Source organism: Marinobacter xestospongiae (assembly GCF_023156385.1).
GTDB classification, from domain to species: domain Bacteria; phylum Pseudomonadota; class Gammaproteobacteria; order Pseudomonadales; family Oleiphilaceae; genus Marinobacter; species Marinobacter xestospongiae.
On the sequence record NZ_JAKZAK010000009.1, the window covers coordinates 149,079 to 173,602 of the forward strand.

At 64.3% G+C, this 24,524-nt stretch carries 26 protein-coding genes; 21 read left to right on the top strand and 5 right to left on the bottom strand.

All coding sequences use genetic code 11. The features are described 5' to 3' along the window. Window positions 1-99 precede the first annotated feature (99 nt). Window positions 100-834 (top strand): glutathione S-transferase family protein, encoded by a 735-nt coding sequence (locus tag MLD24_RS08895; protein WP_248166276.1) that lies wholly within the window; start codon window positions 100-102, stop codon window positions 832-834. On the opposite strand, the gene MLD24_RS08900 is transcribed toward MLD24_RS08895, so the two are convergent. Together MLD24_RS08900 and MLD24_RS08905 are read right to left on the bottom strand one after the other, a co-directional pair. Then, window positions 831-1,337 (bottom strand): YbaY family lipoprotein, encoded by a 507-nt coding sequence (locus tag MLD24_RS08900; RefSeq protein WP_248166278.1) that lies wholly within the window; start codon window positions 1,335-1,337, stop codon window positions 831-833. The two genes, MLD24_RS08895 and MLD24_RS08900, sit on opposite strands and share 4 nt — an antisense overlap. 63 nt (window positions 1,338-1,400) lie before the next feature. Next, window positions 1,401-2,363 carry a helix-turn-helix transcriptional regulator gene (locus MLD24_RS08905; RefSeq protein WP_248166279.1) on the bottom strand — a complete coding sequence of 321 codons (963 nt, stop codon included), beginning with the start codon at window positions 2,361-2,363 and terminating at the stop codon, window positions 1,401-1,403. 152 nt (window positions 2,364-2,515) lie between these two features. On the opposite strand from MLD24_RS08905, the gene MLD24_RS08910 reads away from it, so the two are divergent. Continuing rightward, on the top strand, window positions 2,516-3,451 hold the full coding sequence (locus MLD24_RS08910; protein WP_248166280.1) for a sterol desaturase family protein: 936 nt from the start codon (window positions 2,516-2,518) through the stop codon (window positions 3,449-3,451). Window positions 3,452-3,509: 58 nt separating this feature from the next. Here the strand turns inward: MLD24_RS08910 and MLD24_RS08915 are convergent, their stop codons facing one another. After that, a complete protein-coding gene (locus MLD24_RS08915; RefSeq protein ID WP_248166281.1) occupies window positions 3,510-5,543 on the bottom strand; it encodes a TonB-dependent siderophore receptor in 2,034 nt (677 codons plus the stop codon). Between the two features lie 162 nt (window positions 5,544-5,705). On the opposite strand from MLD24_RS08915, the gene MLD24_RS08920 reads away from it, so the two are divergent. From MLD24_RS08920 to MLD24_RS08980, 13 genes are all read left to right on the top strand, one after another. Then, window positions 5,706-6,767 (top strand): helix-turn-helix transcriptional regulator, encoded by a 1,062-nt coding sequence (locus MLD24_RS08920; protein ID WP_227173828.1) that lies wholly within the window; start codon window positions 5,706-5,708, stop codon window positions 6,765-6,767. Window positions 6,768-6,823: 56 nt separating this feature from the next. Continuing rightward, window positions 6,824-8,056 (top strand): MFS transporter, encoded by a 1,233-nt coding sequence (locus tag MLD24_RS08925; RefSeq protein WP_248166282.1) that lies wholly within the window; start codon window positions 6,824-6,826, stop codon window positions 8,054-8,056. 3 nt (window positions 8,057-8,059) lie between these two features. Further along, window positions 8,060-9,076, top strand: coding sequence for a FecCD family ABC transporter permease (locus MLD24_RS08930; RefSeq protein WP_248166284.1), 1,017 nt, complete (start codon window positions 8,060-8,062; stop codon window positions 9,074-9,076). Window positions 9,077-9,084: 8 nt separating this feature from the next. Further along, entirely contained in the window at window positions 9,085-10,152 is a 1,068-nt protein-coding gene (locus MLD24_RS08935; protein ID WP_248166286.1) for a FecCD family ABC transporter permease, read from the top strand. Next, a complete protein-coding gene (locus tag MLD24_RS08940; RefSeq protein ID WP_248166288.1) occupies window positions 10,152-10,958 on the top strand; it encodes an ABC transporter ATP-binding protein in 807 nt (268 codons plus the stop codon). Before MLD24_RS08935 ends, MLD24_RS08940 begins: the two co-directional genes overlap by 1 nt. Further along, a complete protein-coding gene (locus MLD24_RS08945; protein WP_344815801.1) occupies window positions 10,955-11,887 on the top strand; it encodes an ABC transporter substrate-binding protein in 933 nt (310 codons plus the stop codon). The genes MLD24_RS08940 and MLD24_RS08945 overlap by 4 nt, the downstream gene beginning before the upstream one ends. A 140-nt stretch (window positions 11,888-12,027) precedes the next feature. Beyond that, a complete protein-coding gene (locus tag MLD24_RS08950) occupies window positions 12,028-12,978 on the top strand; it encodes an alpha/beta hydrolase (RefSeq protein ID WP_248166290.1) in 951 nt (316 codons plus the stop codon). A gap of 130 nt (window positions 12,979-13,108) precedes the next feature. After that, a complete protein-coding gene (locus tag MLD24_RS08955; RefSeq protein WP_248166292.1) occupies window positions 13,109-13,510 on the top strand; it encodes a winged helix-turn-helix domain-containing protein in 402 nt (133 codons plus the stop codon). A gap of 100 nt (window positions 13,511-13,610) precedes the next feature. Then, window positions 13,611-14,387 (top strand): molybdate ABC transporter substrate-binding protein, encoded by a 777-nt coding sequence (gene modA / locus MLD24_RS08960; RefSeq protein WP_248166294.1) that lies wholly within the window; start codon window positions 13,611-13,613, stop codon window positions 14,385-14,387. A 6-nt stretch (window positions 14,388-14,393) separates the two neighbouring features. Further along, window positions 14,394-15,074: a molybdate ABC transporter permease subunit gene (gene modB / locus MLD24_RS08965; protein ID WP_248166296.1), complete on the top strand. Its 681-nt coding sequence runs from the start codon at window positions 14,394-14,396 to the stop codon at window positions 15,072-15,074. Next, window positions 15,071-16,144, top strand: a complete 1,074-nt coding sequence (modC, locus tag MLD24_RS08970) for a molybdenum ABC transporter ATP-binding protein (protein WP_248166298.1) — start codon at window positions 15,071-15,073, stop codon at window positions 16,142-16,144. The genes modB and modC overlap by 4 nt, the downstream gene beginning before the upstream one ends. A 127-nt stretch (window positions 16,145-16,271) precedes the next feature. Then, entirely contained in the window at window positions 16,272-17,174 is a 903-nt protein-coding gene (locus MLD24_RS08975) for an alpha/beta fold hydrolase (RefSeq protein ID WP_248166300.1), read from the top strand. A gap of 70 nt (window positions 17,175-17,244) precedes the next feature. Next, window positions 17,245-17,862, top strand: a complete 618-nt coding sequence (locus MLD24_RS08980) for a DUF938 domain-containing protein (protein WP_248166302.1) — start codon at window positions 17,245-17,247, stop codon at window positions 17,860-17,862. A gap of 29 nt (window positions 17,863-17,891) precedes the next feature. Here the strand turns inward: MLD24_RS08980 and MLD24_RS08985 are convergent, their stop codons facing one another. Then, window positions 17,892-18,398 carry a DUF2780 domain-containing protein gene (locus MLD24_RS08985; protein WP_248166304.1) on the bottom strand — a complete coding sequence of 169 codons (507 nt, stop codon included), beginning with the start codon at window positions 18,396-18,398 and terminating at the stop codon, window positions 17,892-17,894. A gap of 158 nt (window positions 18,399-18,556) precedes the next feature. After that, on the bottom strand, window positions 18,557-19,198 hold the full coding sequence (gene crp / locus MLD24_RS08990) for a cAMP-activated global transcriptional regulator CRP (protein WP_091811031.1): 642 nt from the start codon (window positions 19,196-19,198) through the stop codon (window positions 18,557-18,559). 467 nt (window positions 19,199-19,665) lie between these two features. On the opposite strand from crp, the gene MLD24_RS08995 reads away from it, so the two are divergent. The 6 genes from MLD24_RS08995 to MLD24_RS09020 all read left to right on the top strand — a co-directional run bounded on the left by MLD24_RS08995 (window position 19,666) and on the right by MLD24_RS09020 (window position 24,431). After that, the gene (locus MLD24_RS08995) at window positions 19,666-20,088 is read left to right on the top strand and encodes an OsmC family protein (protein ID WP_248166306.1); all 423 of its coding nucleotides are present in this window, start codon (window positions 19,666-19,668) and stop codon (window positions 20,086-20,088) included. A gap of 244 nt (window positions 20,089-20,332) precedes the next feature. Then, on the top strand, window positions 20,333-21,124 hold the full coding sequence (gene speD / locus MLD24_RS09000) for an adenosylmethionine decarboxylase (RefSeq protein ID WP_228752834.1): 792 nt from the start codon (window positions 20,333-20,335) through the stop codon (window positions 21,122-21,124). Window positions 21,125-21,270: 146 nt separating this feature from the next. Then, window positions 21,271-21,873: an FMN-dependent NADH-azoreductase gene (locus MLD24_RS09005; RefSeq protein WP_248166308.1), complete on the top strand. Its 603-nt coding sequence runs from the start codon at window positions 21,271-21,273 to the stop codon at window positions 21,871-21,873. A gap of 33 nt (window positions 21,874-21,906) precedes the next feature. Then, window positions 21,907-22,752 carry a pirin family protein gene (locus MLD24_RS09010; RefSeq protein ID WP_248166310.1) on the top strand — a complete coding sequence of 282 codons (846 nt, stop codon included), beginning with the start codon at window positions 21,907-21,909 and terminating at the stop codon, window positions 22,750-22,752. Window positions 22,753-23,022: 270 nt separating this feature from the next. Beyond that, window positions 23,023-23,613: a hypothetical protein gene (locus tag MLD24_RS09015; RefSeq protein WP_248166312.1), complete on the top strand. Its 591-nt coding sequence runs from the start codon at window positions 23,023-23,025 to the stop codon at window positions 23,611-23,613. A 14-nt stretch (window positions 23,614-23,627) separates the two neighbouring features. Further along, complete coding sequence (locus MLD24_RS09020) at window positions 23,628-24,431, top strand: hypothetical protein (protein WP_248166315.1); 804 nt, start codon at window positions 23,628-23,630, stop codon at window positions 24,429-24,431. The last annotated feature ends 93 nt before the right edge of the window (window positions 24,432-24,524 follow it).

The window sequence follows — 24,524 nt, forward strand, 5'->3', positions numbered from 1 at the left end:
CAACTCACATTCCTGAAGATTCTAGAACGATCCGGTTATAAATTCGCTGCGAAAACATTACGCTTAGGCCATCCTGCCACTGCCACCGAGGAATGCTCCATGGCCGTTCGACTGTATCAGTTTGCCATTTCCCATTTCTGTGAGAAGTCCCGCTGGGCGCTTGAGTACAAGGGCATCCAGTACCAGCCGGTGTACCTGCTACCGGGCAGCCACATCAAGACCATCAAGGCGCTGGCGGGGACCTCATCGGTGCCGGTGCTGGAGCATGACCAGGAGGTGGTGCAGGGCTCGGAGCAGATCACCGATTACCTCGACCGCACCTTCCCCGACAACCCGCTGACGCCGGAAAACGAGGATGAACGGGCCCAGGCCCTGGCCTGGGAGCAGCGTCTGGACGAGGAGGCCGGGCCGGCGGTGCGCTGCTACTGCTATCACCATCTGCTGCAGCGGCCCAAGGTGGTCACCCCGCTGCTGACCGCGCAGACACCGTTCTACAACCGCTACCTGGTGCGTCTGGCGTTCAGCCGGATTGACGAGGTCATGCGTAACTGGATGAAGATCAACGAAAAGACCGCAGCCCAGTCGATGGAGACCATGACCGCAGTGCTACAGGATCTGGCCGAGGCCTATCAGTCGGGCCCCTACCTGGTGGGGGATCGCTTCAGCCGCGCCGATCTGACCGCCGCCGCACTGTTCGCACCACTGTTCCAGCCCGCCGGTTATCCGGTGCCCTGGCCCAAGCCGGAGCGCTTACCCCAGGCCATGCAGCAGTGGCTGGAGAGCCAGCAGTCAGCGCTGGCCCCGCTGATCGCACAGTATGAGCGGCACCGCTAACGAGCGGTCCGTACCAGCACCAGAGTGCCAAGATCGGCGCCGGCGGCGGTTGGGTCGACGCTGTTCATGGTGTCGGTGATCCACAGCAGTCGCCCCGCCGGGTCGGTGATGCGGGCCTGCACCGCGTAACGATGGCGGGCCTTGAGGTCACTGCGGGGCACCACCAGCTCGAAGTCGAACGGTACCTGCTGCCCCTCGCTGGTGAAGCTGAAGTCCGCCAACCGTGTGGACGGCGCATCCGCCAGCGACACATCCTCCAGAGACACCGTCACCACACTGTCCGCCGGCAGCGCCATGCGTTCACGGTAGCTGATCGCCCCGGTCACCCGGTAGCTGTCGGAGGCCGCCTGGGGCTCTGGCGTTGTCCCGGAGGTTGTCTCGGTGGTCGCCATCGGCGTGCAGGCCACGGCCAGCAGCGCCAGCATCAGGACCGGCAGGCGGCGCAGGGAAGGCCCGAACTTGCGGGACCCACCGGTGCGTGAATAAAGCGAATGCGAAGTCATCTCAGTCTCCTTGGAAGACGCATGGGAAAGGCTTTGGAGGGTGGACGGCCGGGCTCTGTCGAGTCATGGCAACGCCACATGTTGACGACGGTACTGCCCCGGCAGGGTCCCGGTCCAGCGCCGGAATGCCCGGGTGAACGCACTCTGCTCAGAAAATCCCAGCAGCAACGCCACTTCCGCCAGGCTCAGCACCGGGTCCGCCAGGTACTGACGGGCCAGCTGCTCGCGGCTACGGTCCAGCCACTGCTGCCAGCTCAGGCCATGCCCCCGCAAACGCCGCTGCAGGGTTCGGGGTGACATGTGCAGTACCCGGGCAGCCCGCGCCAGGGTGGGATCACCTTCGGCCAGCAGCCGCAGCAACACCTGCTGCAACTGCCGCTCCAGCGCAGTGGACGCCGGCAGCGCCCGCAACAGGGCCTGGGCCTGGCGATCCAGCAACTGCCGCAGCGCCGGGTCCCGCCCCGGCATGGCCATGGTCAGGTACGACAGCGGGAAACGCACCCGTACGTGACTGTCCTGCCATTGCACCGGACAGCCAAAAAACGCCTGGTAGGCCTGATCGGTGGCCTGCGCCACCGAGCCCCGGAAACTGACCCGGCTCAGCGGTGGCGGCTGATCGATCTGGCGACGCAGGAAGGTCACCAGCGCGGCAATGCCGACACCGTCGCCCTGGCGACCCAGGGGTTGCTCGGGCCGGGGCCAGCGGATCTCCACCTCGCCGTCCAGCATCGCCACGTCCGCCAGGCGCTCGCCGTAGAACAGGGTTTCGTACCGCTGGTAGGCCCGCAGGGCGTCACCCAGGGTCTCCGAGGCCAGCACCAGATACCCCAGCACCCCAACATGGGCCGGTTCCACACCGGCACCAATTTCCAGCTCGGCTGCCGGTTCCTGCGGCACCAGCGCCAACGCCTGGGCCAGCAGGTCACGCCACACCGGGATCGGCACTGTCTCCGCCATCGCCCAACGCTCAAGTTCCGCCGCCAGGGCGGCGCTATGCAACCCGCGACGGGCCAGCCAGTCGGTCAACAGTCCTGTCCAGGCTCCGGTTACCCGCATTGCCACCTCGCTTGCCGTTATTGGCGTAAATTATCAATTTGGTGGCGTCAATCGTCAATCCAGAAACCCGATAGCGGGTCAGACTGAAACTCCAATATCAACAACAAGACCGGAGTCGAACCGTGACATCGCTGACCGACCTGTTCCAGGGTGTGCTGGCCGACAGCGGCCTGCTACCACTGTGGCAGACCCTCGCGCCCTGGCTGGCACTGGATGAACGCCAGCTGATCTTCGTCGTCGCCACACCGGTGTTCCTACTGCTGACACTGTGGGAGTACCGTCGCATCCGCCACGATCCGCGGCTGATGAACCTGCACGAGGCCATCCGCAATTTTGCCCTGGGGGCGGGCTACCAGCTCACCGAGCTGCTGTTTGCCGGCATCGTCGCCTTTCCGGTCTTCGCGTTGTGTTACCACTACCGCTTATGGGACCTGCCACTGACCTGGCCGGTGGCGCTGCTGACGTTCATCGGGGTGGATTTCTGCTTTTACTGGATGCACCGTTGCAGCCACCGCATGCGCTGGTTCTGGGCTGCCCATGTGGTGCACCACTCCTCCGAGCGGATGAACTTTTCCACCGCCATGCGCCAAAACGCCACCAACATTTTCAACGGCAACTGGGCCTTCTACCTGCCGCTGGCACTGCTGGGGTTCAACCCGGTATGGATCGGCGTGGCCTATGCGCTGTCACTGGTGTACCAGTTCTTTATCCACACCACCCTGGTGCGGCAGCTGCCGGCGGCCATTGAGTGGCTGTTCAACACCCCCAGCCACCACCGCGTCCACCATGGCCGCAATCCCGGCTACATCGACCGCAACTACGGCGGCGTACTGATTCTCTGGGACCGGCTGTTCGGCACCTTCACCGCCGAGGACCCGCAGCGGCCACCGGAGTACGGCATCACCACCCCCGTACCGAACCAGCGCCTGCTGACCCTGTGGACCCACGAGTACGTCGACCTGTTCCGCGCCATGGCCCGCCCCGGCCGCTGGCACCAACGCCTGCAACACCTGTGGCGGCCGCCGGAGTGGCAGCGGGAGAGCGATCGTCAGGGATAAAAAAGCCCCGCCGATTGGCAGGGCTCAGGGACGCTAACGGAAGACGTTTAGCAACGGCTCAGAACTGGTACGCCGCGGAGACCTTGACGTTGCGGCCCGGCTCGAAGTCGTCGAGGGTGAAGCCGCGGGCAATGCCGGAGCGGGAGGCGTGGGAGGTGTACTGCTCGTCGAGCAGGTTATCCACCCCCAAGGTCAGCACCAGACCATCGACCTGGGCCGGGGTCCACTGGGCGTAAACCGAGTGAACATTGTAGCCTTCCTTGACCGGCGCGCCATCCAGCACGTTGTCTTCTTCCAGCACCCACTGGGACTGCCAGCCCATGTCCACGCCCAGGTCGTACAGGGTGTAGTCCAGGTTCAGGGTGATGGTGTCGCCCTGGTCGGCACTGCGGCCGTTGACATCCAGCGCCGGGGTGTCGTTGGTGCGGTTGTTGGCCTCGGAGTAGGCGTAGCTCAGCTTGGCGCTGAAGGCGTCGTAGCCGTACAGGGCGCTGAGTTCCACCCCTTCGATACGCTCGTCACCGTCGTTGATGATGTCGTAACGGGCGGCATCACCGTTGTACACCGAGCGGATAGAATCGTCGATGTCGGTCTGGAACAGGGTGAGGTTGGAGGCAAAGCTGTGCAGGCCGCTGTTGAACTGATAGCGGGCACCAACCTGGGAGTTGAGACCGGACTCTTCCTTGATGTCGTCCGCCAGGAACGCCACTTCCTGGTAGCGGATGAAGGTTTCGAACAGCTGCGGCGCCTTGAACAGCTCACGGGCGCTGGCAAACAGGGTCAGGTTGTCGTTGACGGCAAAATCGGTGGCCAGGGCCCAGCTGACGTCGCTGAAGCTCTTGTCGCCGGTCACCGCGTCGCGGTCGAAGTGGTCGTAGCGCACACCTGGCGTCACCGAGAAGGCGTCGGTCAGTTGCAGCCGGTCTTCCAGGTACAGCGCGGTGGTGGTGCCGTCTTCTTCAATCCAGGGGTCGCTGCCGTAGCGGGCACGGCTCTCCTGGCGGTTGTAGTCCAGGCCGTAAGTGAACTGGTGGGCCACCGGGCCGGTGCCAACCCGGGACACCGCCAGCACGTTGGTACCGGTGTTGGTGTTCTCGGCGGTGTTGTCAGACAGCCGGTTGCTGGGCCAGCGGATATCGATCTGGGATTCGTCCCGGTTCAGTTCGATCTGGTTGCGGTAAACCCCAACTTCCAGATTCAGCGCCGCCCCCAGGTCGTAAGCGTAGTTCAGCGCCAGGGTGTCGCGGTTGTACTCGGTAGGCAGTACCAGGTCGCCGGACAGGCCGTCGTTGGCGGAGCCGCCCATGTCCGGACGCGGGCTGTAGTCACCTTCATCCTGGTAACGGTCGTAGCTCAGTTGCAGGCGATGGCCCACGGCGGGCTCCCAGCCCAGCTTCATCAGCATATTGCCGATTTCGCCGTCAGAACCAATGGTCTCGTTGCCGTCACCATCGTCGAAATTGTCACGATCGATCAGGTAGCCATACAGCAGCGCGTCCACGGTGTCGGTGAGCTGGCCGTACACGGTGGCCGAACCCTGGGTGTAGGCGTTGGTGCCATGGCCGGCGTACAGACGGGCGCCGTACTGTTCACCCGGGCGCAGCATGTCCTGGGCGTTCTTGGTCTCGAAGTGCACGGAGCCACCCAGGCCACTGTTGGTGACCGAGTTGTTGCCCACCTGCACGTCCACCGCCTGGATGATGTCCGGGTTCAGGGTCAGGTTGCCGATGTGGTGGAACATGCTGGCGTACTGGGAGGCGCCGTCCAGGCGGATGTCCAGGTCGGTTTCGTTGAGACCACGGATGTTGATGCGCTGGGTCACCGAGTGGGTGCCGCCGACGTCCACGCCGGGAATGTCCCGCAGCAGGTCGGACATGTGATCGGCCTGTTTCAGGGCAATGTCCTGATCCCCCAGGTACTCGGAGGAACTGGTGACCTTGGCACCCCAGACCTGCAACGGCTGGAGCTCGGTGGCTTCGCCCCCTACCTGGGCCACGACCGGGCTGGACGCGAGGACGGCGGCGATGGACAGACTGAGGGGGGAACCACGGAAAGGAAGCGCGCGGAAAGAGCGCATGGGACTGCGTGCCATAGTAGAAAATCCTGCCAGAGCTGATCGTCCGCTGATCATGATGAAGTTAATGATATGAATTCTCATTTATGTTACGGACTGCAAAGCCGGATAGGAAGACGGTATCATTCTGCTCAATCGCCTTCGCGTTATGCACAAACGTCAACTTGGATCGAGCCCGCCATGCCCCTGACCGAACGACCATCCCAGGCCCCTGACACCACCACCGACCGGGCCAGCGAGATACTCTCCAAACGGGTGGTGCTGGCGGAAATGGTGGAGCGGGACCAGCGCCAGAAAATCGTGGCCCGCAACCTCCCCTATGGCCGGGTACTGGCCACCGGCCGCTTCCTGTCCGAGACCACGCCCTCGGGCCTGGGCATCCAGGCGGGCTACAGCGAGGAGCAGGCCGATGCCCACGTGGTGGCAACCATCCAGCCCTGCCTGACCCTCACCGTGCTGCTCTGCGGCGAAGTCCATTTCGGCTACGACAGCGAGGAGTTCGTGCTGCGCGCGCCCCGTGGTGGCCGCCAGCTCGGCCAGCAGGCGCTGGCGGTCAACCTGCGCCGTCTGACCACCTTCCGCCGGGAGATCCGCCGCAGTGAGCAGCCCCTGGGCAAGGTCCACATCCAGGCCGGGCCGGACTGGTTCCTTCGCGGCAAGGGCGACAGCGACATGCGCCAGCGCCTGACCAACCGCCTGCTGGGCCAGCATCTGGCCCGTCACTACTGGCAACCCTCACGGCGGGTGCTGACACTGTGTGAGCAGATCCTTGCGCTGCGGGAGGAAGGCGACGCCCTGCACCGCAACCTGCAGGCCGAAAGCCTGGCGTTGCAGGTGATGGGGCACTTTATCGAGGACGTGCTGCGGGCGCCGGACGGCACCGACACCGCTACCGCCCAGCCCCCGAGCCGTCGCGGGGAACCCCTGGCCGCCGCCCTCGCCTTTATCGAGGCCCACCTGCACCGGGAGCTGCGGCTGGAGGAGATCGCCCGGGCCTCCGCCATGAGCGTCAGCACCCTGCAGCGGCGATTCAAACAGGAAACCGGTATTACGGTATTTGACTACATCCGCAACCGACGCCTGGACAAGGTCCGGGATGGCCTACGCATGGACCGCCTCAGCATCAGCGAAGCCGCCTACATGGCGGGCTACAACCACCCTTCCAACTTCATCACCGCGTTCAAACGGCGCTTCGGCGTCACCCCCGGCAACATGAATGACAACAATTCTCGTTCATTGTAAAGCCCCGACCCTTTGGCTAAGATGCCGCGCTTGTAGTCATCAGCCCTCGGGTCCCCATGCCGAACGCCACGCCCACCAAAACGCCCCTGGTTGCCCTCAACCTGGCGTTGTTGATCAACATGCTGTCGATCGGCAGCCTGATGATGGCGATGCCCCTGGGCGCGGACTTTGTCGGCCCCCTGGGGATGCGCCCGGAACATATCGGCTATCTCAGCGGTGCGGCCACCCTGGCGGCCGCCGCCGTCAGCCTGCTGGCCGCGCCCTGGCTTGACCGCTGCAACCGCAAGCACGCCCTGGTGGCGCTGGTGAGCCTGCGCTTCCTGTGTCTGTCGGCCTGCAGCCTGGCCCGTGACGGTACCGACCTGACGGTGCTGTTTGTGCTGGCCGGCGCCCTGTCCGGCCCCCTCAGCGCGGTGCTGATGGCCGCCATGCTGGATCTGATCCCACCGGCGGAACGGGGGCGCCGACTTGCCTATGTGGCGATGGGCTTCTCCCTGGCCGCCATCATCGTGGTGCCGTTTGCCCTGACGGTGTCCCAGCACTGGAGCTGGCGCAGCCCGTTCCTGATCACCGGTGGCCTGGGGCTGATGCTGGCACTGGCCACCGCCTGGCTGTTCCCGACCCTGGGCCCGGCCAGCGACAAGCCGCGCCAGTCCCTGACCACACTGCTGGGCAATCCCCTGTGCCAGGTGGCACTGCTGGTGGCGGCAGTGCAGATGGCGGGGCATGCCGCCCTGGTGCCGCAGTTCGCCAGTTACTTCCAGTTCAATCTGGGCTTTCCCCGCACCGACATTCCCGAACTCTACTTTGCCGGCGGCCTGGCCAGCATCGCCGCCATGCGCCTGAGCGGCTCGCTGATCGATCGCGGCCTGCCGGTGGTCGCCGTGGTGGGCAGCAACCTGGTGCTGATGACGGTCACCATCGCCGGCTTCGCCCTCAACACCGCCGCGCCGCTGCTGCTGGTGTTCACCCTGTTCATGGCCATGAGCTCGGCCCGTTTCAGTGCGACCCAGGCCATCGTGTCGCTGATCCCCGCCGCCGACCAGCGCGCCGCGTACATGGCGCTGCAAAGCACGGTGGTCAGCGTGGCGTCTGGTCTGGCCGGCATGGCCGGCGCCGGTTACCTGGATTCCACCGCCAGCGGCGCGCTGGTGGGCTTCGATACCCTGGCCTGGCTGGCGGCCGCCGGCATGCTGTTCGCCATGGTCGGGCTGCTTTATATCCTGCGCCAGCTGCGCGCCACCACCAGTACACCGGCGGCCCTCGCCACCGCCCCGACCGGAGACTGACCGATGCCTGTGACCCAACGCTGGTTCCTTACTGTTGGCCTTGTCGCCGTGGCGCTGCTGATTGCCCTGTCCATGGCCACCGGTGCCGGTGTCTACGGCGCCCCCGAGGTCGCCGGGTTCTACCTTGGTGACCCGACCCTGACCGCCGACCCCAAACTGGCCATGATTCTGGAAACCCTGCGCCTGCCCCGCACCCTGGCGGCGCTGGTGGTGGGGGCCTGCCTCGCCGTTGCCGCCACGCTGTTGCAGAGCGCCACCCGCAACCCGCTGGCGGAACCGGGGTTGCTGGGAATCAACTCCGGCGCGGTGTTCGGGCTGGTACTGGGTCTGACCTACTTCGGCATCGAGTCCACCAGCGGTTATCTGGTGTGGTCCGGTGCCGGCGCCCTGCTGGGCAACGTGGTGGTGCTGGGGCTGGGGCTGATGCTCGGTCCCTCCAGTCCGCTCAAGCTGGTGCTGGTGGGGGTGGCCATGAACGCGGTGTTCGGGGGCATGTACAGCTTCCTGCTGATCTCCAACCGGGTGGCCCTGGATCAGTTCCGGTTCTGGAACCTGGGCTCGCTGGCCGGCGCCGACCTGGTAGCGGTACAGACCGTGCTACCGCTGGCGCTGGTGTCCACGGTGCTGGCCCTGGCGCTGTGTCAGCGGCTGACGCTGATGCAGATGGGCGACCAGCAGGCCCGCGCCCTGGGGGTCTCCACCAGCCGGGTACGGTTCGGCGTGCTGATCGGCTCCACCCTGTTCACTGCCTGCGCCATCGCCATTGCCGGCCCGGTGGGGTTCGTCGGGTTTCTCGCTGCGTACTGCGGTCGCATGGTGGAACCGGTGGCGCTGATCCGTCAGGTGGTGTTCTCGGCGGTGATGGGGGCGCTGTTCCTGCTGGCCGCCGACATCCTCGCCCGCTGGCTGGTCCAGCCCTTTGAACTGCCGGTGGGCACCCTGCTGGCGCTGGTGGGCGCCCCGGCGCTGATTGCGGTGGTGCTGCGGGGCGGCTTCCGCTCATTGCTGTCGGTGAAATGAGGTCCGCTATGTCCAACTCTGCTCCCAACGCCCTGCCCTACCAGGGCCCCTCCGACTGCTGGCACCTCCGTGTCGGACGCTGGTCCGTGCTGCTGCACCGGCGCGCCTGGCTGGTCACCCTGGCGATGACGGTGCTGCTGGTGTTGGCCTCGCTGGTGGCGCTGTCGATCGGCTCGGCCCAACTCACCATCGCCGACGCCTGGCACACCCTGCTGGGCCAGGGCAACCGGCTGCAGGAGGTGATGGTGTTCAAGATCCGTCTGCCACGACTGCTGGCGGTGATTGTCGCCGGCGCCGCATTGGGGTTGTCCGGGTGTCTGATCCAGACCCTGGTCCGCAACCGTCTGGCCACCCCGGACATGGTCGGCGTCAACGAGGGCGCCACCCTTGCCATCGTACTGTTTTCCCTCTACCTCACCGCCGGCAGCTGGCCCTGGTGGGCCTCGCCCCTGGGGGCCTCGCTGGCGGTCGCGGCGCTGTACACCCTGTGCCGCAACCCCGGCGAGCAGGGCTACCTGTTTGTGGTGATCGGCATCGCGCTGACTGAGCTGTTCCAGGCGCTGGGGGATTTTCTGATGTCGACCCAGTCGCTGGTGCATCTCAACAGCCTGTACCTGTGGACCATGGGACACTTTGCCGGCCAGGGCTACAGCGTGCTGGCGCCGGTGGCGCTGTGTCTGCTGGCGCTGTGCCCGCTGCTGGCGTGGCTGGTGCGGCCGCTGTCCGCGCTGCCCTTCGGCACCGCCACCGCCCAGGGCCTCGGGGTCAACGTCAACCGGTTGCAATTGCTGATCCTGACCCTGGCGATCCTGGTGGCGGCGCTGGGAACGGCCATCGGCGGGCCGGTGATTTTCATCGCCATGGCGGCGCCGATCCTGGCCTCCAAGCTGGTGCGCAACGGCCCGGTGCCGGTGTGGATTGCCGCCCTGGCTGGCGCCCTGCTGCTGGTGCTCAGCGATACCCTGGTGCGGGTACTGGCCCAGCCGACCGAGGTGCCCACCGGCATCATGACCCGCTTCCTCGGGGGCATTCTGCTTTTGTTCTTACTGATCCAGGACCGACGGAGGGTTGACTGATGACACTGCTGAGCGGCCACGATATTGAGTTTTCCTACCACCAGCGGCCGGTGCTGACGAACATCAGCCTGACGGTGCCCGAAGGCGAACTGGTGGGCATTGTCGGCCCCAATGGCAGCGGCAAGTCCACCCTGCTGAAGCTGCTGGCCCATCAGGAACCGCTGCGTCACGGCCGCATCGAACTCAAACAGCGGCCACTGACCGATTACGGTACCCGGGAGCTGGCGCGGGAGCTGGCGTTCCTGCCGCAACGGCCGCTGATACCCGCCGGCATCCGCGTGGAACAACTGGTGCAGTATGGCCGTCATCCCCACCAGGGCTGGCTCAGCCAATGGAGCGAGGAGGACCGCCAGCAGGTGGCCGCCGCCTGCGAGGCCATGCAGCTTGAGGACTTGCTGCACCGGCCGGTGGCGGATCTCTCCGGCGGTCAGGCCCAGCGGGTCTGGCTGGCCATGATCCTGGCCCAGAACACCGATCTGGTGCTGCTCGACGAACCCACCAGCGCCCTCGACATTGGCCATCAGACCGAGGTGATGGAGGCGATTCACCGGATGACCGCCAGCGGCAAGACCGTACTGATCGTTCTCCACGACCTCGCCATGGCGGCACGCTACTGTGACCGCCTGCTGGCCCTGGCGGACGGCTCCATCGCCGCGGCCGGGCCACCCCGGGAGGTGATCACCAAGCCGCTGATCGACCGCCTGTACCAGACCGACGTTGACATACTCCAGGCCCCCGGCGACGGTGCACCAATCATCGTGCCCCGGCGTCAGGCCTTTGATTCACCCACTGCAAGGAAGTCATGACCATGGTTCCATCCCTGTTACGTCCTGCGCTCCTGGCCCTGCTGGCCCTGATGTTTTCCGTTTCCGGCGCCCACGCCGACAGCCGCGAGGTGGTCGACGCCTTTGGCGACACCGTGACCATTCCCGCCCAGCCCCAGCGTATTCTCACCCTCAGCGAGATTGATCTGGACATCGCCCTGACCCTGGGTGTCCAGCCGGTTGGTGCCATCAACGGCCGCGGCCAGTCAACGCCGCCCCGCTACCTGCTGGACAGAGCCGACGACCTCAACATCGTCGGTGACCTCGGCAACCCCAATCTGGAAAAGGTCCTGGAACTGCAGCCGGACCTGATCCTCACCAGCCAGGACCGTCCGGAAATGCTGGAACTGCTGCGCTCCATCGCCCCCACGGTGGTCACCAGCCAGTGGGGCACGCCCTGGAAGCAGACCCTGGCCAAGGTTGGCGAGGTGCTGCAGCGGGAAGACGAGGCCGCTGAATTCCTGGCGCAGTACGACGACCGCATCCAGCAGGTGCGGACCAGGCTCGCCGACCACCAGGGCGACACCATCAGCGTGGTGCGCTGGAACCCCAAGGGGCCGGCCTACATGTTCCGCGATTCCTTCGCCAGCAAGATCGCCCGTGAACTGGGCCTGGTGCGCCCCGATCACCAGCAGGACGAAGGCTACACCCACTCCCTGACCCTGAGCCTGGAGTCCCTCAACCTGCTGGACGCCGACTGGCTGGTGATCGGCACCCTCAGCAACACCGGCGATGCCGTCGATGCCATGACCGAAGCTCTGGCGACCCCGGCCTTTGCCCAGCTGGAGGCGGTCCAGAGCGGCCACTACACCGCGGTGGACGGCTCCCTGTGGACATCCACCGGCGGACCGCTGGCGGCCCTGCAGGTGATTCGTGACATCGAGTCGCTGATCACCGGCCAAAGCGACTGAACAAGATCCCGTCACCCCCTGACGGTCAAAACCGAACCGATGTCTCAGACTGGCCGGGCGTTCCCGGCTAGACTGAGATATTCGGTGTCTGATGGACCGGCCCGCCGGCGTCCCAGGCACATTCGCAGTAGGACTTGCCGATGGGGCACGCCATGAATTGCCAACAGACCTTCCTGATCGCCAGTGACAGCCGCCGTATCCCGGTCACCAGCTGGCGTCCCGACCATCCCCGCGCCACCCTGGTCATTGCCCATGGCATGGCCGAATACGCCGATCGCTACGCGCCGCTGGCCCAGTGGCTGTGCGCCCAGGGCGTACAGGTGGTGGCCGCCGATCACCGTGGCCACGGCCCCCACTGCGCTCCCGAGGAGCTGGGGCATTTTGGCGATGAGGATGGCTGGAACAAGGTGGTGTCAGACCTGCACCAGGTGATCCGCTACGCCCGCAACCAGGCGCCGGACCTGCCCCTGACGCTGTTCGGTCACAGCATGGGCTCGTTCATCGCCCAGGCCTGCGCCCAGCAGTATGGCGAAGAGCTGGACAACCTGGTGCTGTGTGCCACCAACCGCATCAACCGCAAGGAACTGTGCGCCTCGCGGGTGATGATCGCCGCCATCCGTCGTCTCAAGGGGCCGCGTCACCGCAGCTCGCTGATCAGCGACCGCACCTTCGGCGCCTTCAACCGCGAGTTTCAGCCCAACCGCACCAGTCACGACTGGCTCAGCCGCGACCCGGAGCAGGTCGACCGCTACCTGGCCGACCCGCTGTGCGGATTCGAATGCAGCAACCAGCTGTGGAGCGACTTTATCGGTGGCATGCTCACCATCGACCCCCGTCAGTGGCGCAAAGACCTGCCAGTTCACCTGATTGCCGGCAGCGAAGACCCGGTCGGTGAAATGGGCCATGGCGTCAGCCAGCACTGTGACGACCTCCACGCCGCCGGCGTTCCGGCGACGTTCCGGCTGTACCACGGCGCCCGCCACGAGCTGATCAACGAAACCAACGCCAGCGAGGTGTGGCAGCACCTGATCAGCAGCCTGCCGATCATCGACGGCGCCGCCCGCCCGACCCTGGCCGTGGTCAACGGCTGAGCCCACCGGAATGGTCCCGCCTGGCCTGCAACTGCGCCAGACGGGACACCGGCCAAGCGGGGGACGTCCAGGCATTTGCTTTGTTATCATGGCAGGCCATCCAGCCTGAAACCGGACGCCATCGCCGCCGATGCCATTGCCCCTGACGCCCCGACTTCGCCTCAAGCTTGCCGATACCGTGGCCATGGGACCAGGCAAGGCCCAGCTGCTGGCCCTGATTGACGACACCCACTCGATCTCCGCCGCCGCCCGCCAGATGGGGATGAGCTACCGCCGCGCCTGGCTGCTGGTGGACACCATGAACCAGAGCTTTCGCCAGCCGCTGGTGGTCACCGCCACCGGGGGACGCCGAGGTGGCGGTGCCAGCCTTTCCGATACCGGGCACCAGGTGCTGACACTCTACCGCCAGTACGAGGCCCGGCTCCGACAAAGCCCCGAACTGGACCAGCTGCAGCAGCTGTGCCGGGACACTGATGCCAGCGACGAGCCAGAGCGCCAGCACACGCCGCCGGAAACTGGCGCCAACAACTGACATTCCTCATTGATCCCGCCTCCGCCAGCGGCTATGATCCAGCCATCGTTATATACCGGCGTATATAATGCCGGTACCCAGCCACCCAGGGATGATCGCTATGCGTCTTGGTATTTCCCGTGTTGTCCTGGCCGTTTGTGCACTTTGCCTCAGCCAGCTGGTCCGTGCAGATGAGATTTTGGTGGCGGTGGCCGCCAACTTCACCGATGCCAGTCGTGAACTGGCGGCGCTGTTCACCGACACCACCGGCCACCGGGCCCGGCTGAGCTACGGTTCCACCGGCAAGCTGTACGCCCAGATCGAGCACGGCGCTCCGTTCGATGTGTTCCTGGCGGCCGATCGCCAACGCCCCGCACTGGCGGAACAGAACGGTCTCGCCGTCACTGGCTCACGGTTTACCTACGCCCGCGGCAAGCTGGTACTGTGGAGCCCTCACCCCGACGCCTTTGAAGACGGCGAGATCTATCTCAACCAGGCGCCAACCACGCCGCTGGCCATCGCCAACCCCCGCACGGCACCCTATGGCCTGGCGGCCCGACAGACCCTGGAGTCGCTGACGTTATGGACCACCTGGCAGCCGCGACTGGTGCGCGGAGACTCCATCGCCCAGGCGTTCCAGTTTGTCGCCACCGGTAACGCCGGCGCCGGCTTTGTGGCGCTGTCCCAGGTCTCCGCCTGGCCTGATCCGGTGGGCTCGATGTGGCCGGTGCCGGAAACCCTCTACCAGCCTATTGAACAGCAGGCAGTGCTGCTCACCCGGGCACAGCACAACCCGGTGGCCCGGGCCTGGCTGCAGTTCCTCCGCAGCGAGCCGGCCCAGGCGGTGATCCGCCGCTACGGCTACGCCACCGACTCCCCCAATGACGCTGACGGCTAACATCCCATGAGCGCGGAATGGCAGGCCATCTGGTTGACCCTGAAGCTGGCGACCGTCACCACCGCCATTCTGCTGATCGTGGCCACACCGCTGGCCTGGTGGCTGGCCCGCAGCCGTCACTGGCTGTGCCAACCCCTGGCCGCCGTGGTAGCGATGCCACTGGTACTGCCACCGACGGTGCTGGGGTTCTACCTGCTGATCCTGATGGCGCCGTCCGGCCCGGTGGGGCAACTGACCCAGAGCCTGGGCCTGGGCACCCTGCCGTTCACCTTTGAAGGGCTGGTGGTGGCCTCGGTGATCTACTCCCTGCCCTTTGCCGTGCAGCCGTTACAGGCTGCCTTCAGCGGCCTCAGCGAGCGCATGCTGGAAGCCGCCAGTACCCTGCGGGCCTCGCCTCTGGACCGCTTCTTTTCCGTCGTGCTGCCACTGGCGCGCCCCGGACTGCTGACCGCCACGGTGCTGACGTTCGCCCACACCATTGGCGAGTTCGGCGTGGTGCTGATGATCGGCGGCAACATTCCCGGTGAAACCAAGGTGCTGTCGGTGGCCATCTACGACCATGTCGAAACCCTGGAATACGCCCGCGCACATTGGCTGGCGGGCGGCATGGTGGCGTTCGCGTTCCTGGTGCTGCTCAGCCTTTACCTGATCAACGGCCGCCTGGGCGGCCATGGCCTGAAGCCATGAGCCCGCGTCTGCAGGCACAACTGCACCATCAGCGGCCGGACTTTACCCTGGAGGTGGATCTGGATCTGCCCGGCCAGGGAGTGACCGTGCTGTTCGGGCCCTCGGGGTGCGGCAAAACCACCCTGTTGCGCTGCCTCGCCGGATTGGAGTCCGCCCGCGGCCACATTACCGTGGCCGGCGAGACCTGGCTTGATGACCGAGTCCAGCGGCCGGTGCACCAACGCCCCCTGGCCTACGTGTTCCAGGAAGCCAGTCTGTTTCCTCATCTGTCGGTGACCGGCAACCTGCACTACGGCTACCGCCGCACCCCCCGTCGTCTGCGACAAATCCACCCGCCCCAGGTGGAGGCCTGGCTGGGCCTGGAGACACTGCGCGAGCGCTTTCCCCACCAGCTCTCCGGCGGCCAGCGCCAGCGCGTCGCCATCGCCCGCGCCCTGCTCACCAGCCCGCAGCTGCTGCTGATGGACGAACCACTGTCGGCCCTCGACCAGGCCAGCAAGCAGGACATCCTGCCCTACCTGGAACGATTGCACCGGGAGCTGGCCATTCCGGTGCTGTACGTGACCCATTCCCCCGAGGAGATGGCGCGGCTGGCGGACCACCTGGTGGTCATGGCAGACGGCCGGGTGCGTGCCCAGGGCAGCCTGACCGAGCTGCTGCCGCGGCTGGACCTGCCGGTTACCTCCGCCCAGGAGGTAGGCGTGGTGATCGACGCCACACTCGCCGCGGAGGACGCCGACTGGCACCTGAGCCGGGCCGATTTCAACGGTGGCGCGCTGTGGCTGCCGACGCCCACCCGCCCCCTGGGCAGCCCGCTGCGGCTGCGGGTGCTGGCGCGGGACGTCAGCCTGGCGCGCCAGCCCCATCATGACCAGAGCATCCAGAACCTGCTGCCGGCCACCGTGGTGTCGGTGGACAGCGATCACCATCCGGCCATGGCGCTGGTGCGACTAGCCCTGGCAGACACCCCGCTGCTGGCCCGCCTGACCCGCCGCGCCGCCGACCAGCTCAACCTGACTCCGGGCCAGCAGCTCTGGGCACAGGTCAAGTCCGTCGCCATCGTCGACTAGAGTCCGGTCTGGCTTATTCCTTAGCCAGACCGGACTCTACGATTGGCCTCTTTCTCCGTAACCGGTGAACTGGCCCACGGGCTACCATGCCCGCCCGCTGACCGACCCTATCAACGACGGAGCCACCATGACCCGCATCCCCACCCGTGACCATCACTCTCTCTACGTTCGCGAACTGGGCCGGGGGCCAACGGTGGTGTTGTTGCATGGATTCGGCATGGACAGCCGTCACTGGCTGCCACTGGTGTTGCCCCTGGCCCACCGCTACCGCTTCGTGATGCCGGATCTGCGGGGCTTTGGCCGGTCGTCACGGCTGAGCTGCAGCGAGGATTGCGTGGCCAGCAGCCACGCTCATGACCTGCAGGCGGTGCTGGCGCATTATGGCCAGGGCAAGGCGCTGCGGGTTGGCGGTATCTCCCTGGGCGCCACCACGGTGTTGCGATACATGGAGTTGTACGGCGATGAGCGTCTCAGCCACTACCTGCACATCGATCAGGCGCCCCGGGTCTCCCACGGACCCGACTGGCCCTGGGGACTGTTCGGCGCCGACGGCCCGGAGCTGATGGCAAGCTGGCAACCCACGCTGGAATTTCTTGCCGGGGCGGACCCGAACCAGCGCTTCGACACCTTTCCCGACGCCGAGAAGGCCCGCTTCTACAACCATCTGGGCGCCTTCCTGGCCAAGGCCATGAGCCGGCCCTGGATGCAATGGGGAGCCCGGCAACTGGCCCAATGGCCCGCCGCCGCCCACCGGCTGGTACCGGTGGATAACTGGTATACCCTGTACCAGCACCTGCGGGCCTACGCCGAGCGGGACTACAACTTCCTGCCACTGCTGCCGTCGTTGCAGGTGCCCACCACCATCATCACCGGCCGTCGCTCAGCCATGTACCCCTGGCAGGGCCAGGCGCAGATGCAGCAACGGATGGCCAACGCCCGTCTGGTGATATTTGAGAACAGTGGTCATGTCCCTATACTGGACCAGCCCCTGCGCTTTGTGCTGGAACTGGACCGGGCCTTTCGCGACTGACGCAGCAGACGCCGCCAGCCAGGCCGGTGCCGTTCGGGGCCCCATCCGTCACCGCTGAGAGACTCCGGACATGTCCGACAAACCCTATTCCCAGGCCTGTGAGAACAACAAGGCGCCGATCCTCGCGCAACTGACGCAGTGGCTGCCCGACCGGGGCCGGGTGCTGGAGATTGGCACCGGTACCGGCCAGCACGCCGTCCACTTCGCCGCCGCCCTGCCCGACCTGATCTGGCAACCCAGCGATCATCCGGACAACGCCGGGTTGTGCCGGCCCTGGCTGCAGGAGGCCGGGCTGGACAACCTTGCCGAGCCAGTCGCGCTGGACGTGGGCCGCCGCCCCTGGACGATTCCCCGACCGATCGCCGCGGCGTACTCCGCCAACACCGCCCACATCATGGCCTGGCCGGAAGTGGAAGCGATGTTTGCGGGGGTTGCGGAGCTGCTGCCGCAAGCCGGAGTGTTTTGCCTTTATGGCCCCTTCAACTACCAGGGCCGCTATACCAGCGACAGTAACCGGCAGTTTGATGAGCACCTGAGAGCGCGCCAGGCCAGCATGGGGATTCGGGATCTGGACGACCTGGTCGCCCTGGGGCATCGGGTGGGGCTGGTGCTGGAAGAGGATGCCGCCATGCCCGCCAACAACCGACTGCTACTCTGGCGGCGGGATGGGATATCCGGGGACCGCTAACCGGCGGCCCCGAGAGGAAGATGGAACGTTCAGCCGGCGCTGGGCGTCCACAAACTGCCCAGCTGGCCCAGCAACTCCGAGCCTACGCCCTGGTTGCCGAGAAAGCCCAGCACGATGGGCACGAACTGCTGCACCATGCCCGCGTCCAGCCCCATGGCGCCAAAAGCCTTCTGCACACCATCGAGGGACGAGATGTTGGACAGCAGCGCACCGGTCAGGCTGCCATCGCCGCCCTTGCCCAGCAATCCGGAAAGCCCGGACACTTCGCTGGTTACGCCGTTCATGGTGCTTTCACCAAGCTGGTTCTGGGCCATTCGCAACAGCGCGCCGGTGCCGCCAACGGCCTGGGTTTCGGTCACACCCAGCTGGTCCTGCAGCTGGCCAATCAGGCTTTGGGCCTCACCGCTGACTTCGGCGGCGGTAGACAGCGCCTGGGCGCCGCTGGACATGGCTTCTTCCAGGTCCAGAGCGCCGGCGGTGGGTGCCAGCAGATAGAAACTCGATACGAGCAGAAATCGTTTGAGGATAGAACTCATTGGGGCTCCCTGTGGTGGGTCAGCGAGGGCAGCCTGGCAGCGGCGCCCTTTGCGCAAGAATTGGGATACCCACTATATGGGGACAAAGCGCCAGAATCGCAAGCGCCGACGGGTTAACAATCCGCAATCAGCGCCTGCCGCGGCGAACGGCCAACCCGCTAGCGGGTGCCGTACACCACCATAGTCTTGCCTTTCACCTGCACCAGCCCCTGGTCTTCCAGGGTCTTCAGAACCCGGCCCACCATCTCCCGGGAGCAGCCCACGATGCGGCCGATCTCCTGGCGGGTGATCTTGATCTGCATGCCATCCGGGTGGGTCATGGCATCCGGCTCCTTGCACAGGTCGAGCAGGGTCCGCGCCACCCGGCCGGTGACATCCAGAAACGCCAGGTCACCCACCTTGCGGGTGGTCTGACGCAGGCGGGTCGCCATCTGCTCACCAATGAAGTAGAGCACCCGCGGGTCCTGCTGGGCGATTTCACGGAACTTGGTGTAGCTGATCTCCGCCACTTCGCACTCGCTCTTGGCTTTGACCCAGGCGCTGCGGGAGTCCATGTTGTCGAACAACCCCATTTCGCCGAAGAAATCTCCCGCGTTGAGGTAGGCCATGATCATCTCGCGACCGTCGTCATCCTCGATGATGACGGTGACCGATCCCTTGACGATGTAGAACAGCGAATCGCTCTTGTCACCGGCATAGATGATGGTGCTTTTTGCTGGATAGCGCCTGCGATGGCACTGTGAAAGGAAGTAGTCCAGGTGTTTGGTCTTCTGCTCAACCGGCTTGACGATAGTGGCCATAGCGTGAGTCATGCCTCCTTAATACTGGCGGGTCCCGGCGTTGTTGTTAATACCCTGCTTTCCGTGCGGGTTTAAAGGCAGAGCACCTGACGCCCTGGGCGACCCGGTGATCCTGCCGAACGGTTATGTGTCATTGCTGCCACGGGAAGGGCCACGCGTCACGTGTAGGACGGCGATCTGTCGCCGTTGACTGTTCTCCCCCGAGCCGCATTCGCCCGCCCCTGACGGGGCGCTCAGCGCCGCGGCTGTCCCGGCACTCTTTTTGGCGCCTTGGCGGGAAACTTATAACAAGATGGTCATGGATCGGCAACCGACGATCGTCAGTTTCATGACACCGCGTCATTAAAGGGCATGGTTTTGACACCCACCCTGCCCGTGCCTGGCCTCACGGGGATGTGCTAGCATCCCAGCTCTTTAGCCCGGTCCTGCCTGCGGCCGGCTTACCCCCAGCAACTGGAGATCCGCGGATGAAAGCAACCATCGACTGGACCGGCAACGCCAGCTTCAAGGCCACCAGTGGCAGTGGCCACAGCGTGCAGATGGACGGACCACCGGACCACGGCGGCGAGAACCTCGGACCACGGCCGATGGAAATGCTGCTGATGGGCCTGGGCGGCTGTTCCTCTTTTGACGTCATGAGCATCCTGCAGAAAAGCCGCCAGGAGGTCACCGACTGCCGCGCCGAACTGGAGGCGGAACGGGCCGACGCGGTGCCGTCGGTATTCACCCGCATTCACCTGCACTTTGTGGTCACCGGGCGGGGTCTCAAGGAGAACCTGGTGAAGCGGGCGGTCAGCCTGTCCGCAGAGAAATACTGCTCGGCGTCGATCATGCTGGAACAGGCCGGTGTCGAGATCAGCCACAGCTACGAAATCCAGCCCGCCGACTGACCTTCCCGGTGCCTGAAAGGCCCTGCTGCCAGGGCTTTTCCGGCCAGCCTCCGGCAGCCCGTCATGGGGCTGCTAAAATGTTGCCCCAGACTCTATCCAACGCCTGACCCGGTGTGCATAATACGCACCCTTCACCGCCGGTCTGCGCAAAAGGTGATCAACCGGGTCAGTGATCGGTGGCGGCCTAGGCGACGTGCAAATGCGCGTCCTAATCATTCATCTCCAAACGTTGGGGAGGCTGAACGTGGAAACCAAACTCCAGCTGCACGGTTTCAACAACCTGACCAAATCCTTAAGTTTCAACATCTACGACATCTGTTACGCGCAGACCGAAGAGCAACGTCAGGCCTACATCGAGTACATCGACGAGATGTACAACGCCGAGCGGCTGACCCAGATCCTGTCGGATGTGGTCAAGATCATCGGCGCCACTATCCTCAACGTCGCCCGCCAGGATTACGAGCCCCACGGCGCGTCCGTCACCATGCTGATCGCCGAGCACGAAATCACCGGTGACGAGAGCTACAACGAGGAGTCCCCCGGACCGCTGCCGGATGCCATTGTTGCTCACCTGGACAAGAGCCACGTCACCGTACACACCTATCCGGAAAGCCACCCCCACGAGGGCATCAGCACCTTCCGCGCCGACATCGACGTCTCCACTTGCGGACTGATCTCGCCACTGAAAGTGCTCAACTACCTGATCCACAGCTTCGATTCGGATGTGGTAACGGTGGATTACCGGGTTCGGGGCTTTACCCGCGATGTTGATGGCACCAAGCATTACATCGACCACGACATCAACTCGATCCAGAACTACCTGAGCGAGGACACCCAGAACGCCTACCAGATGATTGACGTCAACGTGTATCAGGAGAACCTGTTCCACACCAAGATGATGCTCAAGGAGTTCGATCTGGATAACTACGTGTTCGGCGTCAACGCCAGTGACCTGGACCCGGCAGAAGCCCGCTCTATCGAAGAGCGCCTGAAGCGGGAAATGCTGGAGATTTTCTACTCCCGCAACGTGGAATAACCGCGCAGGACGGTGGTGTCGCATCGCTGCCACCGTCCATCAGTTTTTTTGATCGTTCCTTCCAAATCTCTCCGTTTTCTTCCCTGGCCGTTTCTCCGTTTAATACTCCCATACTCTGAACCAACTGATATGGGGAACAGAACGCCATGAAGAACATCCTTGTGATCACCGCCAGTATTTTTGGTCAAAACGGACAGTCCTCCCAACTGGTCAATCAGACCCTGGACAAACTGACCCGCCAGCATCCCGACGCCACCGTCACCATTCGCGACCTGGCGAAGAATCCGGTCCCGCACCTGGATGCCGAGCGTTTTGGCGCCTTCCTGGCTGCCCAGGATGAGCCAACCGCCGATCAGGCGGACGTCCTGGCATTTTCTGACGCGCTGATTGAGGAGTTGAAGCAGGCCGACGCGGTGATTCTCGGGGTGCCGATGTACAACTTTGGTGTGCCGTCGGTGCTGAAGGCCTACTTTGACCACATTGCCCGCGCCGGCATCACCTTCCGTTACACCGAGAATGGTCCGGTGGGTCTACTGGCAGACCGCCCGGTATATGTACTCGCGGCCCGCGGCGGCATCTACGCCGGTACCGCCAACGACAGCCAGACCCCGTTCCTGCGCTCGTTCCTGGGCTTTCTGGGCCTGACCAGCGTGGAGTTCGTCTACGCCGAGGGCCTGAACATGGGCGACGACCAGAAGACCAGCGCCCTGGACCAGGCAGGCACCGAAATCGACGCCCTCTCAGCCTGAGGGTCATCAGACGGCACACTTGGGAGGCCGATCATGACCGCACGCACCATCAAACAGCAGATTGCCGCTCTGGCGACCTCCGACGGCGCCGGGGTACGCATCAAGCGTTCCCTGGGCCAGAGTCAGGCGGTGCGCATGGACCCGTTCCTGATGCTGGACGAGTTCGGCTCGGAGCAGGCAGCGGACTACATCGCTGGCTTTCCGGCGCATCCGCACCGGGGCTTCGAGACGGTCACCTACATGCTCGAGGGCCACATGCTGCATGAGGACCACCTGGGCAACCGCGGCAACTTGCAGACCGGTGGCGTGCAGTGGATGACCGCCGGTCGCGGCATCATCCACTCGGAGATGCCGCAGCAGGAAGAAGGCCTGATGCGGGGGTTCCAGCTCTGGCTCAATCTGCCCGCCGCCGAGAAAATGAAACCAGCGGGCTACCGCGACATTCAGGCGAACGAGATTCCGTCAGTGCAGCTGCCCGGCGGCACCGTCAAACTGATTGCCGGCAGCCTGACCCTGACAGGCGAGCGCCATCAGGGCGCGGTGGTCGGCGGCAGCACCTGCCCGCTGTACCTGGATCTGACACTGGAACCCAACGGCAACCTCACCCTGCCGGTTGAACTGGCACTGAATGCCATGGTGTACCTTTACCAGGGCCAGGCTTCGGTGGCCGGAGAGGCTCTGCAGACCAGCGCCGCCAGCCTTCTGACAGAGGGCGACCAGTTGACGGTCAGCGCCAGCGGCGACGGAGCCAGAGTACTGCTGATCGCCGGCAAACCCATCGGCGAGCCCATCGTGCAGTACGGCCCGTTCGTGATGAACAGCCGTGAGGAGATCGAGCAGGCATTACAGGATTACCGCAATGGCCAGCTTACTGCCTGAGCCGTCACAGCCCGCCCCCTTGGCCGCCAGGCCAGGGGTTCTCTCGATCGTCTTACCCAGCTCTTTTGGCTAGCGCCTTGCGTGGTTTTTTGGCACATCAGGCAATGGCGAACTTATAAGTACTGTTCTAATCTTTGTATTGCCTATTTATAGTGGTTGGGCCACGCCTGAGTCTTCCAGCGATCGCTGGAGCCGATATGCCCTTTCTTCGAACACTCAAGAATCACTCCGGGCACTTATAAAGCACAAGTCAATGAGAGAGAGCGACGTATGACAGTGACGATTAAGCGCAATACCCTGCTGCTGACCGGCCTGCTGGCGGGCGGCATCCTGACAGGCTGCATTGATAGCGGAGTCGATGACTCAGAAAGCTACGATGACTCAAATGGCCCACAAACCTCTGCCGGTGGTTCCTGTGACAGCTTCACCGATATCGTAAGTTCATCTGAACGTGCCGAGGCAAACAGTTGCGGCACTCAGGTCAGCGCCTACTATGCCCAAGCGGACTCGGCCCTGAGCGCCTCCATTGCCCACTGTCAGCAGGGCCATTCCGAAGGAGCAAACAATTTTTATGACGAGTATCTGATGGTTGTTGACCTGGGACGAGACGTGAAGGCGGAACTCTGCGGAGGCAGCACTGGTGGCGGCTTCGAAGACCCAAGCCCGACCGAGTATTTCAATCTCTGCACCAAAAGCACCGCGCTGAGTGGCCGGATTCACTACCAGACCTCCTGCTATGGACCCTTTCAGCAATTCACCAATACCTGTGAGTCATCAAGCTACAGTTACCTGAGTAACTACTCCTCCCGAGATGCCTGCACAGCCGCGGCCCAGAATTGGCTGGACCGTATGACCAACTGATCGGTTTATTGTAAATGCTGACGATCAGATCGATGGGTCTGGCAACCTTGCTGCTCGCAGCCTTGACCTTCTGGCTCATGCCATCCCATGAGCCAGAAGGCAGTGTCTCGGTGCAGGCTCCATCCTCGTTACTGTCGCCGCCCCCCGCCAACGATCCACCACCGGTGTCAGAGCCAATAAATGTGGCGGCAGACAGCCACCATGAAACCGTGATCGCTCAACCACAGCCTCCGGATCGCCCCAGGGATTTGGCTGACATTGATTACCGCCCTCTACTTGCCCAAGGCAAAATCAGTAAATCGGAACTGGCGATGGTTTTATCTTCGCTTAACGATGCCCAGTTGCGCCGATTTCTCCTGAACAACACTCACCTGACTACCAACGACTTCCTCGGTTACCGGAACCCCGCCAAAGCTGCACGAACGCTGGTCGAGCGCTGGCTGAACACCACGGAATCGTTCCGTCGGGATGAGGTGGAACTGCTGTTTGGCACCAAGAGCACGATTGGGAACAACCGGCTGGCGGTGCAGTCGGAATTTTCCAGCGAGATGCCCCAGCTCTATACCTATTACAAGGTTCCCGACAACTACTCGAAACAGTTCGTCTTTCTGAAATGGACCAACACCACCAACGGCACCCTGTGGACACTGGATAAACAGCCACTGACCGGAACCGCCCCTGAAATCCAGCAGGCTTGGCTGCGGTACACCCATGGCTGGCCGCCAGGTCGGTATCAAGTGGAACTGATCAGCGCAGAAGAAGGTCTCGACGTGCTGGCCTCCCAATCCTTCGAGGTGACCGAGCCTGAAACCCAGTGACGAGAATTGGAGAACCAGTGTCCCGTCTGGTTAATTCGTTGACTTACTGAGCCACTGACAACCCGAAGAGCTAGGCGTGCTGGTGAAGGTTTG

Coding starts and splice junctions, on each gene's coding strand:
- MLD24_RS08895 (WP_248166276.1), top strand. CDS start 100: ATGGCCGTTCGACTGTATCAGTTTGCCATTTCCCATTTCTGTGAGAAG.
- MLD24_RS08900 (WP_248166278.1), bottom strand. CDS start 1,337: ATGACTTCGCATTCGCTTTATTCACGCACCGGTGGGTCCCGCAAGTTC.
- MLD24_RS08915 (WP_248166281.1), bottom strand. CDS start 5,543: ATGGCACGCAGTCCCATGCGCTCTTTCCGCGCGCTTCCTTTCCGTGGT.
- MLD24_RS08920 (WP_227173828.1), top strand. CDS start 5,706: ATGCCCCTGACCGAACGACCATCCCAGGCCCCTGACACCACCACCGAC.
- MLD24_RS08925 (WP_248166282.1), top strand. CDS start 6,824: ATGCCGAACGCCACGCCCACCAAAACGCCCCTGGTTGCCCTCAACCTG.
- MLD24_RS08930 (WP_248166284.1), top strand. CDS start 8,060: ATGCCTGTGACCCAACGCTGGTTCCTTACTGTTGGCCTTGTCGCCGTG.
- MLD24_RS08935 (WP_248166286.1), top strand. CDS start 9,085: ATGTCCAACTCTGCTCCCAACGCCCTGCCCTACCAGGGCCCCTCCGAC.
- MLD24_RS08940 (WP_248166288.1), top strand. CDS start 10,152: ATGACACTGCTGAGCGGCCACGATATTGAGTTTTCCTACCACCAGCGG.
- MLD24_RS08945 (WP_344815801.1), top strand. CDS start 10,955: ATGACCATGGTTCCATCCCTGTTACGTCCTGCGCTCCTGGCCCTGCTG.
- MLD24_RS08950 (WP_248166290.1), top strand. CDS start 12,028: ATGGGGCACGCCATGAATTGCCAACAGACCTTCCTGATCGCCAGTGAC.
- MLD24_RS08955 (WP_248166292.1), top strand. CDS start 13,109: ATGCCATTGCCCCTGACGCCCCGACTTCGCCTCAAGCTTGCCGATACC.
- modA (WP_248166294.1), top strand. CDS start 13,611: ATGCGTCTTGGTATTTCCCGTGTTGTCCTGGCCGTTTGTGCACTTTGC.
- modB (WP_248166296.1), top strand. CDS start 14,394: ATGAGCGCGGAATGGCAGGCCATCTGGTTGACCCTGAAGCTGGCGACC.
- modC (WP_248166298.1), top strand. CDS start 15,071: ATGAGCCCGCGTCTGCAGGCACAACTGCACCATCAGCGGCCGGACTTT.
- MLD24_RS08975 (WP_248166300.1), top strand. CDS start 16,272: ATGACCCGCATCCCCACCCGTGACCATCACTCTCTCTACGTTCGCGAA.
- MLD24_RS08980 (WP_248166302.1), top strand. CDS start 17,245: ATGTCCGACAAACCCTATTCCCAGGCCTGTGAGAACAACAAGGCGCCG.
- MLD24_RS08985 (WP_248166304.1), bottom strand. CDS start 18,398: ATGAGTTCTATCCTCAAACGATTTCTGCTCGTATCGAGTTTCTATCTG.
- crp (WP_091811031.1), bottom strand. CDS start 19,198: ATGGCCACTATCGTCAAGCCGGTTGAGCAGAAGACCAAACACCTGGAC.
- MLD24_RS08995 (WP_248166306.1), top strand. CDS start 19,666: ATGAAAGCAACCATCGACTGGACCGGCAACGCCAGCTTCAAGGCCACC.
- MLD24_RS09005 (WP_248166308.1), top strand. CDS start 21,271: ATGAAGAACATCCTTGTGATCACCGCCAGTATTTTTGGTCAAAACGGA.
- MLD24_RS09010 (WP_248166310.1), top strand. CDS start 21,907: ATGACCGCACGCACCATCAAACAGCAGATTGCCGCTCTGGCGACCTCC.
- MLD24_RS09015 (WP_248166312.1), top strand. CDS start 23,023: ATGACAGTGACGATTAAGCGCAATACCCTGCTGCTGACCGGCCTGCTG.
- MLD24_RS09020 (WP_248166315.1), top strand. CDS start 23,628: ATGCTGACGATCAGATCGATGGGTCTGGCAACCTTGCTGCTCGCAGCC.